Origin of the sequence: Streptomyces sp. NPDC049970, assembly GCF_040660235.1 — a bacterium.
Lineage (GTDB): Bacteria > Actinomycetota > Actinomycetes > Streptomycetales > Streptomycetaceae > Streptomyces.
Genome location: NZ_JBFALP010000009.1, coordinates 257,437 through 273,195, shown reverse-complemented (window position 1 = coordinate 273,195; position 15,759 = coordinate 257,437). Strand labels below are relative to the sequence as shown.

General features: G+C 72.4%; 9 protein-coding genes. 7 read left to right on the top strand and 2 right to left on the bottom strand.

From position 1 onward, the window contains the following. Positions 1-65 precede the first annotated feature (65 nt). From AB0I83_RS18870 to AB0I83_RS18860, 3 genes are all read left to right on the top strand, one after another. A complete protein-coding gene (locus tag AB0I83_RS18870; protein ID WP_363305391.1) occupies positions 66-452 on the top strand; it encodes a WXG100 family type VII secretion target in 387 nt (128 codons plus the stop codon). Positions 453-561: 109 nt separating this feature from the next. Next, positions 562-1,140, top strand: coding sequence for a TetR/AcrR family transcriptional regulator (locus tag AB0I83_RS18865; RefSeq protein ID WP_363305390.1), 579 nt, complete (start codon positions 562-564; stop codon positions 1,138-1,140). A 366-nt stretch (positions 1,141-1,506) separates the two neighbouring features. Continuing rightward, positions 1,507-2,817: a cation:proton antiporter gene (locus tag AB0I83_RS18860; RefSeq protein ID WP_363305389.1), complete on the top strand. Its 1,311-nt coding sequence runs from the start codon at positions 1,507-1,509 to the stop codon at positions 2,815-2,817. Between the two features lie 169 nt (positions 2,818-2,986). Here AB0I83_RS18860 and AB0I83_RS18855 read toward each other — a convergent pair whose 3' ends face one another. Beyond that, positions 2,987-3,955 carry a mannose-binding protein gene (locus AB0I83_RS18855; RefSeq protein WP_363305388.1) on the bottom strand — a complete coding sequence of 323 codons (969 nt, stop codon included), beginning with the start codon at positions 3,953-3,955 and terminating at the stop codon, positions 2,987-2,989. Between the two features lie 470 nt (positions 3,956-4,425). Between AB0I83_RS18855 and AB0I83_RS18850 the strand changes: the two genes are divergently transcribed. The 4 genes from AB0I83_RS18850 (at position 4,426) to AB0I83_RS18835 (ending at position 11,262) form a co-directional block, all read left to right on the top strand. After that, positions 4,426-5,250 (top strand): type VII secretion system-associated protein, encoded by an 825-nt coding sequence (locus AB0I83_RS18850; RefSeq protein WP_363305413.1) that lies wholly within the window; start codon positions 4,426-4,428, stop codon positions 5,248-5,250. Beyond that, positions 5,247-6,560, top strand: a complete 1,314-nt coding sequence (locus AB0I83_RS18845; RefSeq protein ID WP_363305387.1) for a ricin-type beta-trefoil lectin domain protein — start codon at positions 5,247-5,249, stop codon at positions 6,558-6,560. Before AB0I83_RS18850 ends, AB0I83_RS18845 begins: the two co-directional genes overlap by 4 nt. A 146-nt stretch (positions 6,561-6,706) precedes the next feature. After that, positions 6,707-10,018 carry a right-handed parallel beta-helix repeat-containing protein gene (locus tag AB0I83_RS18840; protein WP_363305386.1) on the top strand — a complete coding sequence of 1,104 codons (3,312 nt, stop codon included), beginning with the start codon at positions 6,707-6,709 and terminating at the stop codon, positions 10,016-10,018. After that, complete coding sequence (locus tag AB0I83_RS18835) at positions 10,015-11,262, top strand: S8 family serine peptidase (protein WP_363305385.1); 1,248 nt, start codon at positions 10,015-10,017, stop codon at positions 11,260-11,262. Before AB0I83_RS18840 ends, AB0I83_RS18835 begins: the two co-directional genes overlap by 4 nt. Before the next feature lie 67 nt (positions 11,263-11,329). Here AB0I83_RS18835 and eccCa read toward each other — a convergent pair whose 3' ends face one another. Next, a complete protein-coding gene (gene eccCa / locus AB0I83_RS18830) occupies positions 11,330-15,346 on the bottom strand; it encodes a type VII secretion protein EccCa (RefSeq protein ID WP_363305384.1) in 4,017 nt (1,338 codons plus the stop codon). Between the last annotated feature and the right edge of the window lie 413 nt (positions 15,347-15,759).

Genomic DNA, 15,759 nt, shown 5'->3' with positions numbered 1-15,759 from the left:
AAGGTGTGTCCCGTTGTTAGGGTTGTCTCCAGCTTGCGATGCAGGTTCGAACGTGGGGGGCCGGCATGGGTGAAGAACCCGAACTCGCTTACACCTCGTCGCAGTTGAAAAAACTGCACGACGATCTGGATGACATGCGGGAGTATCTTGGCAAGCAGGTCAAGCACATGGACGAGATCGTCGACGGCATCGAGGCCGGCTGGCAGGGACCCACTGCTACGTCCTACCGCTCGCTCCACCGCGGCGCCGCGGAGGACGCCGTTCGCATCGGACAGACCGTTCAGTTCCTGGCAGAGGCCATTCGTCTGAGCGAAGGCGGCTTCACCGAGCAGGAACTCGAAACCCTCGAACAGTTCCGCAAGGTCCAGGCCGACGTCGACATCGAGGCAGCAGCGGACGCCCTGTCCACACCTTCGAACCAGCCGCCGCGCAGTCGCCTGCAGGACCTCTGAGGCACAGACGCCGGCCCCCTGTCCCTCGACCTCGGCGGCCTGACCGAAGAAGACAGGTCAACGTTGGTGCTGCTACCGCTCGATTGTCTAGCGGTGCTAGGATCGAATCGTGTCGGTACAGGAACGCAAGGAGCGTGAACGGGCGGGCCGCGAGCGCCTCATCGTGGCGACGGCCCGCGAACTCGCCGAGGAGAGCGGCTGGGACGCGGTCACCACGCGTCGGCTCGCCGAGCGCATCGAGTACAGCCAGCCCGTGCTCTACAGCCACTTCCGCGGCAAGCGCGAGATCATCGGCGCTGTGGCCCTGGAGGGCGCCGCCGAACTGGCCGCGACGGTGCGGGCCGCGACCTGCGCCGCGGACGGCCCGCGCCCCCGGGCCGCCGCGCTGGCCCGTGCCTACCTCGACTTCGCCGCACGCAACCCGGCGGTCTACGACGCCCTGTTCCAGCTCGACGGCGGCCTGGCGTACGCGCAGGAGGACACCCCGGAGCCGCTGAAGGACGCCTTCGCCGCGCTGTTGGAGAGTTTGGGCGAGGTCGCCGGGGACGGTGTCGACCCGGGGCTGTTCACCGAGGTGTTCTGGGCGGCCCTGCACGGGCTCGCGACCCTGACCCGGGCAGGACGGCTGCTGCCGGGAGACGCCGCGCAGCGGGTCGAGTTGCTCGTGGACCGGCTCACCAGGGTCTGACACGCGATCCCGGCGTCACCGCCGACGTGGGGTCGGCCTTTCCCTACGCGGCGCGAGGCGTCGACGGCCGCACGCAGCGAGACGGGTTGCGTCAGCCGGCCAGGTGTCGCGCTGAGCGGTCCCGTCCGGGCAGCGGCCGGCCGGCCGCAACAGCTGTCCGGCCCCGGCGACGGTGAACCCCGTCACCGGGCGCGCACCACTTGGCCGGTGGCGTCCGGCGTGTCCTCGGGGACGTCCGGGAGCTGCCCTTCACCGACGTGTAGAAGGGTTCGACCGGCGTCCGCACGCACAGCGGTGCCTGCCGTCGGGGCCGCGTGCGCCGGCTTCCCGCCGGAGTGTCCTGCGAGTCGATTCGAAAGGCCGAACGTGAGCAGTGGAGCCTGGATCGGTGTGGCGGTCGCGGCGGTGGCCGCTGCGTACGCGTTGGGATCGCGCCGACTGTCCTCGACGCCGCTGTCGTCGGCGATCGTGTTCGTGGGCTCCGGGGTCGTCCTCGGGCCGGCTGTCCTCGACCTCTTCGACCTGGGGGACGACCCCGCGCAGATCACCGGGCTCCTCGAATTCACCCTGACGCTCGTGCTCTTCACCGACGCCATGACGATCCGTGGGCGGGACCTGTCGACCGGGGGGTTCCTGCCCGGTCGGCTGCTGGGTGTCGGACTGCTGCTGAGCATCGGGCTGGGCTGGCTGCTCGCCTGGCCCCTGCTGCCGGGGCTGACGGTGTGGGAGCTCGCACTCGTCGGCGCCGTCCTGGCTCCCACCGACGCGGCCCTGGGGAAGACCGCCATCTCCGATGTCCGGGTTCCCGCGCTGGTGCGTCACGGGCTGAATGTCGAAAGCGGCCTGAACGACGGCATGGTGCTGCCCTTCTTCGTCCTCTTCATGGCGGCCATTCCCGGTACGCACTACGCGGAAGAGGGCGCTACGGGGGTCTTCTGGCGCGCGCTTCTGCTGAGCACCGCGCTGGGCCTGCTGGTGGGTGGGCTCGGCGGCCGGCTGCTGCAGTGGTGCCGGGCCAGGGGGTGGGTCGAGGGGGAGTGGCGGCAGGCCTACCCCGTTGCTGTCGCGGTCCTGTCGTACCAACTCGCCGTCGTGACGGACGGCAGCGGGTTCATCGCCGCCTGGGCCGCTGGATTCGCCTTCGGGTTCGCCCTGCGCCGGCACCGTGCGGGCGTCGAGAAGGAGCCGGACCGCACGGCTGATCTCGCCGAGAACCTGGGCGGGCTCCTCGCGTCGCTGAGCCTTCTGGTCTTCGGGGCGGTGCTGCTAGGTCCGGCGCTGGAGCACCTGAGCTGGCGGATCGTGCTGTACGCCGTACTCAGCCTCACCGTCGTCAGGATGGTGCCGGTGGCGGTCTCGCTGGTGGGGAGCGGGCTTCGGCCGCCGACGGTGGCGTACCTCGGATGGTTCGGCCCGCGCGGCCTCGCGTCCGTCGTGCTGGGGCTGCTCGTGGTGGAGGAGCAGGTCCACGGGATGGAACTGGTGGGCAGGGTGGTCGCGGTCACCGTCGGCCTCAGCGTGCTTCTGCACGGCGTCTCGGCCGTAGCCCTGGTCGGGCGGTACGGCCGTTGGTACGCCGATGCCGCAGCCACGGAGCCCGACCTGCGCGAGGGCGTGCCCGCGCCCACGGGCCGCGGGCGCCGGGAGCCGGGCTCCCCGGACGAGCCCGGACGGTGAGCGGCGTTCGCTGACCGCCTACGCGGAGCTGAAAGAATCCAGGGTGCTGGGCGGCCGAGTCCTGCCGGGCCCGTACTCCGGACGCCGTGCAGCAGGAAGTCCGGCCCCCGCTCCGAACGGCGTTGGCTCCGGGGCCGGCGGAAGGGGTTCCTCCCGCCCGGTGCCGGCGTCAGGTCGACCAGATCACCGCGCCGTTGGCCACGACGACCACCTTGGCGTCGGGCCGCAGGACCAGTTGGGCGCCCGGGTGGTCGTGGGTCTTGGAAGCCCAGATCGGCCTGTCGTCGCCGTTGTGGATGACGAGGTTGCCGTCGGGCTGGAATATCGCCCGGTGGTTGGCACCGAAGGTCATGGCCGCCCAGATCGGCTTGCCCTCCTCGTTGAGGACCACGAGGTTGCCGTCGGGCTGCATGACCATCTTGATGCGGTTGGTGGTCCAGGCCTGGTTGACCTCCAGGACGCTGGGTGCGGAGACCGCCACGGTGGTCCAGTCCGGCTTCGGGGCCACCTTGGGCTTGGGGGCGGGCTCGGGCTTCTTCTCGACGGTCCTGCTCGGCTCGGGCGCGACCGCGACGGGCTTCGGAGCCGCCGGGGCCACGGTCTTCTTCGGCTTCTCCTTGCTCGGGGACGGACTGGGCTTCCCGGCCACGTAGTCGCCGAGGTCCGCGGGCGTGGCGTTCGCGTTCAGGACGGTGTCGGTACCACCCGCCGGGCTCTTGGGGCCCTTGTCGTTCCCGTCGTCGTTCGCGCTCCCGACCAGCAGCAGGGGTATGGCGATCAGAGCGGCGCCGAGGAAGGCGGCCCCGGCCAGGATCGGTGTGCGGGGACGCCCGCCGTCGACGCCCGTGCCGGTCCGGGTGTCCGGTGCCGTCGCGGCGGCGGACGCCACACCGATGCCCTCGGCGGGCGCCTCGGCGGTGCTGCCGGGGGGCGGCGGGACGGTGGCGGTGCTGCTCGCCGGTGTGGTCCCCGCCTCCGCCTCGGGGCCCGCGGCCGTGCTCGGCGTCTCCTCGGCAGATGCGGCAGATGCGGCAGACGCAGCAGGTGCGGCCGATCCGGCCGGGGACGCGGCCTCGGGTACACCGGGGGCGGTGGTGGCCGCCGCGTTGGCGCCGGGGGTGGGCTGCTGGGGAGGCATGCGGTTACTCCTCATCGGGGCGGAGCCGTCGGTGCACAGCGGTTGGTCCGGATGAATGTCGTTCATCCCCACGGGCGTTGGCGGGTGCCGCGTCGGGTCGGACCGGCTGCCGGGCTGCGAGGTGGTCCCGTGCGCCCCGGCCCGGACGTCCCGGCCGTGAGGCGCTGTACGTCGAAGAAGCCGATGGCGTACACAACGTAACCCGTCCAGGGAACGGCGTGCGTTCCGTCACCCGGAATCTTCCCGTCACTTTGTCCTCCTGTGCCTCACTGCTCCCGGAAAGTTCTCCGATCGGGCGGTAAACGGGCACGTGGGCGGCTGATGCGGAGGTACCGCAAACACCCATGCCCGGAGCTCGTATGACATCCTGTTCCTTCCCCGATCTGATCAGAGTTCGGCGTGCGCGCACGTAGGCGGCACCCGAGATTCGGCACCCGAGAATTCGTACAGACCCAAGAGTTCAGGTGGAGATGCGGCCCGGAGAACGCCAAGAAGCCGGTGACGGTGCCTGGTTCGTCGTTCCCGAGGCCCCCGGACCCGGACCGGCCACCGGCCCGCAGCCACCCGGCTCCGTACCCGGCGACACCCCGCCCGCCGAGAACTCGGCGATACCCGAAGCAGTGAAGGCGGCCGCCCTGCGGGCGCCGGGGCACTGGATCGGGGTGGTGGACCCGGAGTGGGCGGCGGAACTGACGCCGCCGGAGTGGGCCGTGGTCGGGGAGTGGCGGTCGGACGGCGGCGGGGGCGTCGGGGAATACCGTGCGAACCCGGCGTACCGGCCTTCGGCACGCGTCCTCGGCTGGCCGGAGCCCAGCGATCCGGTCGACGCTGCGGCGCAGCGGGCCGCCACCGGTTACGGCTCGGTGGAGGCCGCCCTCGCGGAGCTCGCGGAGGCGGACGTCACCGTGGTGCGCGGCCCCGACGGCGGGCCGCTCACGGCCCCGGGTCGGGACGGCGCTCCGGTGGTCCTGGTGTTCACCTCGCCCGTACACGAGTTCATGTCCGCGGCACTTCACCATGACATGCTGCCTACGCGTGAACTGGCCCACTCGCTGAGCGCTCCTGGCACCCTGCTGATGGTCAACGCCGGGGCCGCGGCCCCGCTTCTCGTACCGGCCGACAGCCTGCCCGGCCCCGCCCGCCGGACGGGTGAGGAGAAGTCGCCCGCGGACGGGGGAGCCGAGGCCGCCTCCTACGCGGCGGTGGGCAGCGCTGCTCCGGCCACGGACTCTTCATCGCACCCGGACGGCAGCTCATCCGAAACCTGGCCCCACACCACAGGGAGGACCCCGTGACTCGTTCGCCCCAGCAGCCCCCCGCCTCCCCGAGAGCCCGCGCCGAGTCCGCCGGCGAGGTGGGCGAGGACACGAACACGCCCGCAGAACCCGGCACGGCGGCGTCCCGCTCCACCGCGCCCACCGGCCTCGCAGGCCCCGAGTCCGGGCCCGAGTCGGCGCCCGAGGCCGAAACGGGCTCCGGCCCGGCGGAACCGAGGAGCTGGGCGAGGGCCGGGACGGCCTCCGGGACCCAGGGCCCGGAGGCCGAGGCCGCAGCCGGAGAGGCGGCGAAGAAGCGTGGAGAGGCCGGCACGGAACCCGCAGAGGGCGAGGCCGCCGAGCCCGGCACCGGAGCCTCCGCCGGTGTTCGGCCCGCTCCCGGGGCCGATCCCGACCCGGATGCCCCTTCCGGCCCCGAGGCCGGTACCCGCTCCGAGCCCGAGGCCGACCCCGGTGCCGCTGCCGCCGCCCAGAGCCGGTTGCCCGCGCTCGTGCGGACCATGACCGCGACCGCCATCGGCCGCCCCCAGCAGACCGGGCCGGTGGGCAGGCCGGGCAAGGCGGTGCTGGCCGGTGCGGCGATCGCGGGCGTGCTGCTCGTGACCGTGCCGTTCCTCGTGCTCGTCGCGAACGACGACGACGAACCCGAGCAGACCAAGACCTCTGCCGGGACCGTGCTCGCCGGCAGCGGGAAGGAGGCACCGGGCGAGTTCGCGGTGACACCCTCCGAGCCCGGAGCGCCCGCCGACGCCGGAAAGGAGTCCACCGTGCCCGAGAAGCCGGCGAAGGTGGTCCCCGTGGTTCCTCCGGCGCACGACGACGAGGACGAGGACGCGCCGAAGAAGGACCCGAAGCCGAAGGCCCAGCCGGAGAAGAAGAGCGACGGGGAGAAGGCCGCGGTGGTGAAGAAGAAGCCCGCGAAGGCCCCTCCGGCCGTCACCCTGAGTGGTCCCGTCTCCTTCCGAAGCCATCTCTCGGGCCGCTGCATCGACGTACCGGGCCATGACTTCAGTGACGGCAAGGCGCTGCACGTGTGGGACTGCAACAACGCCCCGGCCCAGAAGTGGCAGTTCGCCTCCGACGGCACCATCCGCATCCAGGGCAAGTGCCTGGACGTGGCCGGCGCGAACTTCAGCAACGGCACCACCATCCAGATCGCCTGGTGCAACGGCAACATCGCCCAGAAGTTCGCCCTGAACGGCAGCCACGACCTGGTCAACACCGCGGTCGGCATGTGCGTCGACATCGCGAACGCCGACCGGAACAGCGGGGCGCGGCTGCAACTCCTGAACTGCACGGGCAACGACGCCCAGAAATGGAGCACCTGACCGCGACGCCCCGACACCGGGAGCCGCTCCCGGAACCCGCACGCCCCGGGGGCCAGGCATGATGGCACCGTCGGCTCCCCGACACGCGTCCCCGGCGTAGAGGGGGACGCCCGCTGTAGACGTCGCCGTAGCAAGGAGGTTGGTGCGTGTCGCGCCAGGTACTGTCGGTCGGTCCCGGAACCCAGGACCGCTACCGGACGATCGGTGAGGCACTCGCCGCCGCCCGCACCGGTGCGCTCATCAGCGTCCGGCCCGGAACGTACGCCGAGAACCTCGTCATCCACACCAGGGTCACCCTCACCGCCGCCGAGGGCCGGGGCACCGTGGAGATCCGGCCGCGTACGGGCAGCGTGGTCGCGCTGCGCGCCGACGCGGTGATGCTCTCCGAGTTGACCCTGCGCGGCGGTGACGCCGAGCTGCCGGCGGTGGACGTGCGGCGCGGTCAGGCCGCGTTCGACGGCTGCGAGATAGTCGGTGCCGCCTGGACCGCGATGCTGGCCGGCGGCACCGGGTCCCTCGCGCTGCGCGACTGCCGGGTGAGCAACCCGCAGGGCGCGGGCATCGTGGTGACCTCGAACGCCCCCACCACCGTGGAGTCCTGCACGCTGGAGCACCTGGGCACCAGCGGTCTGGTCCTCGCCGAGCAGGGCGAGGCGCGCATCCGTGACTGCACGGTGCGCGGCGCGCGCGGCAACGGACTGCTGGCCAACGGCGAGACCCGTGGCAGTGTCGAGGACTGCGACATCTCCTCCACCGACAAGCCCTCCATCGCCCTGGAGGAGAACTGCGCGGTCTCGGTCGTCCGCACCGTGGTGCACGACACCAGCACCGGCGTGCACCTGAGCAGCACGGGCCGTACGACGCTGGAGGACGTGCGCGTCACCGGTGCCTCCGGGAACGGGATCACGCTGGCCGGGGGCACCGACCCGGTGCTGCGCCGCTGCCGCGTCTCGCGCACCAGAGGCCACGGCGTGCTGGTCACCGACCGGTCGCGCGGCACGTTCGAGGACTGCTGGGTGGACGGCGCGCAGGGCGCGGCGCTGCGGGTCGCCGGGGCCGCCTCCCCGGCGCTGACCGGACTGACGGTCCGCGACTGCGACGGCGCGGGGCTGCTCCTGGAGGAGGACTCGGCGGCGGAACTGGACCGCTTCGAGGTGATCGGCGGTTCGCCCGCGGTCGCCGTGCTGGGCGGCGCCAACCCGCTGCTGCGCCGGGCCCGCCTCGTGGAGCCCGCAGGTGACGGCATCGCGGCCACCCGGGACGCCCGGGGCCGCGCCGAGGACTGCGAGATCGTCCGGCCGAAGGGCGCGGGCGTACGTGTGGCCTCCGGCAGCACCTTCTACCTGGCCGGTGGCGGGGTCTCCGACGCAGCCACCAGCGGCCTGGTCGTGGAGGACGGCGGCAACGTCACCGTCCGCGACTTCCGTGTCGAGACGACCGGCGAGGAGGGCGTGGTCGTCGCCGCGGGCGGTGAACTGACCGCGAACCGCACGGCGGTGCACGCACCCAGGAGCCACGGTTTCCTGTTCCGCGAGGGCGCGCTCGGCTCGCTCAGCGGCTGCGAGGCGACCGGCGGCACCCTGGACGGCTTCCGGGTGGAGTCCACCGCCCCGGTCTCGCTCGTCAACTGCCTCGCCCGGGAGAACGAGGGCGCCGGCCTGGTGCAGACCGCGCCGGGCGAGCGGCTCGCCGTGGACGGCCTGAACAGCACGGGCAACGGCAAGCGGGACGCCTGGGGATCCGGCAGCGCCGAGAACACCGACCCGGCGGGCTCGGGCGCCGCGGACGCGCCCCCGCCGGACCGCGCGGACGGACCGCTCGGCGCCCTCAACGCGCTCATCGGCCTGGAGAACGTCAAGCAGCAGGTGGGCACCCTGGTCAATCTGACCCAGCTGGCCCAGCGCCGCGAACAACTCGGCATGTCCGCACCGCCGATGAGCAGGCACCTGATCTTCGCGGGCCCGCCGGGCACCGGCAAGACCACCGTCGCCCGACTCTTCGGGGCGATCCTGGCCGAGCTGGGTTCGCTGCGCAGCGGGCACCTGGTGGAGGTCTCTCGCGCCGACCTGGTCGCACAGGTCGTCGGCGGTACGGCGATCAAGACCACCGAGACCTTCCAACGGGCGCTCGGGGGAGTGCTGTTCATCGACGAGGCGTACACGCTCGCCTCGGACAGCGGCAACGGCGGCGCCGACTTCGGCCGCGAGGCGGTGGACACGCTGTTGAAGCTGATGGAGGACCACCGCGACGACGTGGTGGTGGTCGCGGCCGGCTACTCCAATGAGATGGAATCCTTCCTCGGCTCCAACCCGGGTCTCGCTTCCCGTTTCTCACGGACCGTCGAGTTCGAGAACTACTCGGTTCCCGACCTGGTGGCGATCATGGAGAGCATGTGCGCCCAGCACCAGTACGAGCTGGGCGAGGGCACCGCGGCGGCACTCGCCACGCACTTCGAGGCGATGCCGCGGGACGCCGGCTTCGGCAACGGCCGTGCCGCACGCGGGGTGTTCGAGGAGATGGTGGACCGTCAGGCGGTCCGCCTCTCCACGCAGCCGCAGGTCAGCGAGCACGATCTGCGCCTCCTGCTGCCCGAGGACGTCTCCGTGACCGCGGCCGCCGCCGAGACCGCCGTACCGGGCGACGACCCGCTGACCCGCCTCGGCGACATGATCGGCCTGGCCGAGGTGAAGCGTGAGGTCGCGGACCTGGTCAACCTCATCACCACGGCCCGCCACCGGGCCGCGGCAGGGCTGCCGGTCCCCTCGCTCAGCAACCACCTGGTCTTCACCGGCCCGCCCGGCACCGGCAAGACCACCGTCGCCCGCCTCTACGGCGAGGTCCTGACCCAGCTCGGCATCCTCGAGCGGGGCCAGATGGTCGAGGCGGCAAGGGCGGACCTGGTCGGCCGCTACATCGGCCACACCGCCCAGCTGACCCGCGAGGTCTTCGAACGGGCCCGCGGCGGGGTGCTGTTCATCGACGAGGCGTACACCCTCACCCCGCGCGGCGGTGGCGCCGACTTCGGACAGGAGGCGGTGGACACGCTGCTGAAGCTGATGGAGGACCACCGCGACGAGGTGGTCGTCATCGTCGCCGGATACACCGACGAGATGGAACGCTTCCTCGGCTCCAACCCGGGTCTCGCGTCCCGCTTCCCGCGCCGGATCTCCTTCGCCGACTACTCCTCCGAGGAACTGGTCACGATCGTGCGCGCCCAGGCCGCGAACATGGGATACGAGTGCGGACCGGGCACCGGCCCGCTGCTCAGGGAGTACTTCGACTCCCTGCCCCGGGACCGGTCCTTCGGCAACGCCCGCCTGGCCCGTCAGGTGGTGGAGTCGATGGTCACCCGTCAGGCGGGACGGCTCAGCTCGCTCGCCTCACCCACCCTGGACGACCTGCGCATACTCCGTCCCGAGGACGTCACAGCCGCCGCACCGAAGGTGGCCCCCCGGTGAGGCCGCCGGCCCGCGGGGTCGCCCGCCTGCTGTCCGGCACCGGCCTCGCCGCCGTGCTGCTGCTGCCCGCCGCCGTTCCCGCCCTGGCGGCTCCTTCCCTCCCGCGCGTGCCGACGGCCGACGGGGAGAAGGGGCAGGAACTGCCGGGCATGCCGTCCGCACTCGACCCCGGGGACGCCGAGGCGGGCTGTACCCCCGCCTCGCGGGCGACGGCGAAGAAGCAGGACTGGTCCCGCCAGCGCCTCGACCTGGACCGGCTGCACGGCATGAGCACCGGTGCGGGCGTGACCGTCGCACTGATCGACACGGGGGCCGCCCCCGATGCCACCGGGCTCGGCGGCCGGATCTCTGCCCCGGGGGCGGCCGGTGACGACTGCGTCGGGCACGGCACCTTCCTGGCCGGACTGATCGCCGGGACCGGCGGGGACAACCCGCGTCTCGCCGGGGTCGCCCCGGAGGCGAAGATCCTGGCCCTGCGCGGGACCGAACCGCGCGGGCAGGCGAGCGCCGCCCTGGTCGCGGAGGCGGTGCGTGAGGCGACCGCGGCCCGTGCCGACGTGATAGCGGTCGCGGTGGCCCTGCCGCTCAGGGACGCGGAGCTGACCCGGGCGGTGGCCGAAGCCCGCAAGGCCGGCGCGGTGGTGGTCGCCGCGGCCACCCCGGATCCGCCCAGGAACGGCACCGACGAGATCCCGTCCCGCACCTACTGGCCGGCCGGCGAACCCGGCGTCGTCTCGGTCGCCGACATGCTTCCGGGGGGCGTCCGACCGGACGGCGCCCTGCCCACCAGCGGCATCGACCTGGTCGCCCCCGGCGCCGGGGTGGTCTCCGTGGGCCCGCGCGGTGACGGCCACTACCTCGGCGACGGCGCCTCGGTGGCCGCCGCGTACGCGGCCGGGGCCGTCGCCGCGGTCCGCTCGGCCTACCCGGGCGAGAAGCCCGAGGACGTCGTCCACCGTCTGACCGCCACCGCCTACCCGGCCGACATCCCGCAGTTGGACCCCTACGCCGCGGTCACCACGGTCCTCGGCGACTCCGGTGCGGCCGTCGCGGCCGGGCGCGACGCGGATCCCGTGACCGTGCGGGACACCTCCGCCGCCGACCGGGCCACCGGCCGGGCCTTCCTCTTCGTCCTCCTCGGCTCCGCCGCGGTGCTCGCCGTCCTCTGGGGAGGCTTCGCCTTCTCCCGGGCCCGCCTGCGGGGCTGGCGTCCCGCGGAAGCCGGCGTGACCGCGAGGGACTGACCCCGAAGTCCGCGGTGACGACGACGCCCTCCCGAAGCCTGACCCGGGAGGGCGTCGTCGTGTTCTCTCAGTCCTGTTGCGCCTGGTTCTCCTCGACCAGCGCGGTCTGCATCAGCCGCGGCTTGCGGCGGGCGATGTGGAGGGCGCGGCCCGGAGGCAGGTTGAGGGGCTTCGCGTTGCCGAAGAGACGGCCTTCGGTGGGCGGGCAGGAGAGGAGGACGGCGGGATTGTTGGCCTCGTCGAGGCGGCGTACCAGCGCGTCGCTGAGGCCGCGGCCGGCACCCATGGCGCTTCGGGCGACGACCAGGTGCAGGCCCATCTCGAAGCCGAGAGTCACGTTCTCGAAGAGCGGCTCGAAGGGGCTCTGGAAGGAGTTGCCCGAGACCATGTCGTAGTCGTCGACCAGGACGAAGAGACGCGGCCCGGTCCACCAGTCGCACTTGCGCATACGGGCGGGGGCGATGTCCGCCCCCGGTACCCGGGTCTTCAGCGCCCGGGCCGCTCCCTCGATGGTGTCCTTGAGGTTGTCCAGCGAGATCACGTGCCCGATGCGGTACTCCTCGGGGATGGCGTCGACCAGGGTGCGGCGGTAGTCCACCGCGATGATCTTCGCTTCGCTCGGGCTGTAGCGGGCGGTGATGCCCTTGGTGACGGCGCGCAGCAGGTTCGTCTTGCCGCTCTCGGTGTCGCCGACGACGATCAGGTGCGGCGTACGGCTGAAGTCGTGCCAGACCGGTTCCAGCGAGTCCTGGTCGATGCCGAGGGCGAGGCGCATACCGCCGCCCTCCGTGGGCTCGGGCGCGGGGAGGTCGGAGAGCGGAAGCCGGTGCGGCAGCATACGGACCTGCGGGGCGGAGGCCCCCGACCAGTGCCGGGAGACTTCGGCGACCAGGTGCGCGACGCCCTCTCCGAGGTCCTCCAGGGAGCCGCTGCCGTCCAGGCGGGGCAGGCCGGCCAGGAAGTGCATCTTGCTGTCGGCGGTGATGCCGCGGCCCCCGCTGCGCGGCACCGCGCGGGCCTTGCGGGTGTCGATCTCGGAGTCCATCGGGTCACCCATCCGCAGTTCCAGGCGGGTGGCCGCCTGGTCGCGGACCTGGGCGGAGAGCTCCACCCAGCGGGTGGTGGTGATGATCAGGTGGATGCCGTAGTTCAGTCCCCGGGCGGCGAGTTCGTTGAACTTCGGGATCAGGTCGTCGTAGTCCTGGCGGACCGTGGACCAGCCGTCGACGACCATGAACACGTCGCCGAAGGGCTCGTCGGGGAACTCGCCGGCGGCCCGGCGCCGGCGGTAGGACTGCATGGAGTCGAGGGTGTGGTCGACGAAGAACTGCTCGCGGCGGGCGAGGAGCGTCATCACCTCGGCGACGGCACGGTGCACCCGCTCCGGGTTGAGCCGTGCGGCTACGCCGCCGACGTGCGGGAGCGCGGCGAGCTGCGAGAGGCCGCCGCCGCCGAAGTCGAGGCAGTAGAACTGGATCTCGGCGGGCGTGTGGGTGAGGGCGAGCGCGGCGATCAGCGTGCGGGCCAGGGTGGACTTGCCGCTCTGCGAGCCGCCCGCGACGGCGACGTGGCCGCCGGCTCCGGAGAGGTCCACGATCAGGGGGTCGCGGCGCTGGTCGAACGGCTTGTCCACGAGGCCGACCGGCACCCGCAGCCTGCCGGTGCCGGACCAGCCGACGGCGCTGAGGCCACGTTCCGGATGGGGCGCGATGCCGGGCAGCAGCGCGTCCAGCGGGGAGGGTTCGTCCAGCGGCGGCAACCACACCTGGTGGGCGGCGGGGCCGGAGTCGCGCAGCCGGTCCAGGGCTACATCGAGCAGCGCCTCCTCGTCGCCGGCCTCCTCGTTGTCCGGTTCCGGCTCGGGGGCGGGCAGGGCGCGGGGCACCACCCAGCCGCTGGTCCACGGCACCACCTGGCTGGCCACCCGGGCCTGCACCACGGTGCCGGTGCGGCGCCGGTACGTCCCGGAGGAATAGGCGGCCCGGAACCTGGTCAGGGCCTCCACCCCGGACTTCAGGTAGCCGCTGCCGGGCTGCGCCGGCAGTTCGTAGGCATCGGGCACCCCGAGCACCCCGCGGCTCTCCATGGCGGAGAAGGTGCGCAGACCTATGCGGTACGACAGGTGGCTCTCGAGCTGGTGCATTCGGCCCTCGTCCAGGCGCTGCGAGGCGAGCAGCAGGTGCACCCCGAGGGAGCGGCCGAGACGGCCGATCATCACGAACAGGTCCATGAACTCCCGGTGCGAAGAGAGGAGTTCGCTGAACTCGTCGACCACCACGAACAGGCTGGGCAGCGGGGCGAGGTCCGCCCCGGCCGCGCGGGCACGCTCGTACTCCAGCGCCGAGGTGTGGTTGCCCGCAGAACGCAGGAGTTCCTGACGGCGGATGAGCTCGCCGTGCAGTGCGTCCTGCATACGTTCCACCAGGGCGACCTCGTCGGCGAGGTTGGTGATCACGGCCGAGGTGTGGGGGAGTTCCTCCAGGCCGAGGAAGGTGGCGCCGCCCTTGAAGTCGACCAGGATGAAGTTGAGGGTCTCGGACGAGTTGGTCAGCGCGAGCCCGAGGACGAGGGTGCGCAGGAGTTCGCTCTTGCCGGAACCCGTGGCACCGATGAGCATGCCGTGCGGACCCATCCCGCCCTGCGCGGACTCCTTGATGTCGAGTTCCACCGCGCGGCCGTCCACGCCGACCGCGATCGGCACCCGGAGCCGGGCCGAACCCGTGTGCCGGTTGAAGAGGGTGTGCGGGTCGTGCCGGTGCAGATCGGGGATGCCGAGCAGTGTGGTGAGCTCGACGTCGGCGTCCAGCGGCTGCGCGATGTCGGTGCCCAGGCTCATCCGGCGGGCGGTGAGCAGCCTGGCCAGGGACTCCGCGCCGAGCGGGCCGAGCCGGTCCGGCAGGCCGAGCGGCACGGTGCGTTCCTTGCGGCTGCGGTCGGTGCGGACCAGGTTCACCTGGTCGGGCCCGACGGTCAGCCGCAGCGTGTTGCGTCCGGGGCGCCAGCGCAGCGCCCCGGAGACGTCGAGCGCGAGGGCGTTGCGGTAGCCGTGCCCCTCCCACCTGTGGCTCTCGGGAACGGTGACGCCGTCCAGCACGACGATCGTGTAGGGCTCGTCACGTCCGGGGCGGGCGTCGGGGTCGAAGTCGGGGCGCTCCGCGAAGTCGGCGCCCAGCAGGTCGTCCAGCTCGGTGATGTCGGCGGTGATCCGCCGGACCTGGCCGGCGCCGTCCTCCTCGTGCGGATCCAACGTGTGCGGGAGCCACTTGACCCACTCCCAGTCGGGTCGCCGCTCGTCGCTGACGCAGACGGCGAGCCACAGCTCCTCGGGAGCGTGGAACACCGCGAGCTGTCCGAGGACGGCGCGCACCAGAGCACGTGCCGCCTCCGCTCCGGGGACCGGACCCGGGTCCTCGCCGGCCTCCCCGGGCACCGGGGTGCCGGGCTCCGCCGGCTCCTGGTCCGGTGTCTCCTCGGGGCGCAGCAGGATCCGGGCCGAGGAGCGCAGGTAGAGGCCGAGGGGCTGCCCGGGGATGGTGGAGTAGGCGCGGATGAAGCGGCGCAGGGCGTGCGCGCAGAGGGGTTCGAGGTCCTCCACCGGGCGGGTGGAGACCGGGTCCAGGGTCAGCGCGAGCTGCTGTTCGCCGACCGCGAGACGCACCTCGCCGAAGTCCTCGTCGGCCGGACGGCGTTCCCACAGACGGGAGGTCCGGGCCAGTGAGCGGAGTGAGTTGGGTTCCGGGTGACGCCAGGCGAGCGCCCGCTGCTGCTCCGCGATGGTGGTACGGACCCGCTTGCGCATCTGTGCCAGGTAGCGGAGGTAGTCGCGGCGTTCGCCCTTCAGCCGCTGCTTGCGCTCGCTGGAGCGCCGCATCAGCTGGCCCAGCAGCATGGCACCGGCGGAGAGCGCCATGACGCCCATCGCCAGATACATGAAGACGCCGTTCCCGCCACCGGGCCGCAGGAACATCAGCATCATGGACACCGACATCAGCGCCATCGGCAGATAGGTCCAGATCGCCGAGGTGTCGGGCACGGTCTCGGCGAGTACCGGCGGTTCCTGGAGGGTCAATTGCCCATCGGGCATCTCCGGTCCGCGCCTCCGGGCCGGCCGGCGAAACAGCACCACACTCAAGGAACAGAACCTCCGGTTTCACGGCTTTCCGGCCCGTACCGAATACCGGTGCACCCGGTAGTGGGAAAGACCGCACCGCGCTGAATTCCCCGGGCCGCCACGTGACGCGGTGAACGCCGGGTGAATGTTTCGAGCGGACAGCGGGGGACGGCCAACTCCCGTGACGGCCAATTGCCTACCGGATTGTGAGTCCGGTCCGCAGTACGACCCGGTGGTCGTAGGCAGTAGTCTGCATTCACAGGACGCGCCCTGTCCACGCGGGAGTGGTGGCCGCCGGGCGCGGACGCAATTCCACTGCCCGGCGCCCCGGTTCCCTGCCGTGCGGACCTTCCGTACTGTTCGCACATCCCCTCTCCGGGGGAGCC

Bases quoted from the DNA above. Each gene is read 5' to 3' on its own strand.
- AB0I83_RS18870 (WP_363305391.1), top strand. From the start codon at position 66: ATGGGTGAAGAACCCGAACTCGCTTACACCTCGTCGCAGTTGAAAAAA.
- AB0I83_RS18855 (WP_363305388.1), bottom strand. From the start codon at position 3,955: ATGCCTCCCCAGCAGCCCACCCCCGGCGCCAACGCGGCGGCCACCACC.
- AB0I83_RS18850 (WP_363305413.1), top strand. From the start codon at position 4,426: ATGCGGCCCGGAGAACGCCAAGAAGCCGGTGACGGTGCCTGGTTCGTC.
- eccCa (WP_363305384.1), bottom strand. From the start codon at position 15,346: ATGCCCGATGGGCAATTGACCCTCCAGGAACCGCCGGTACTCGCCGAG.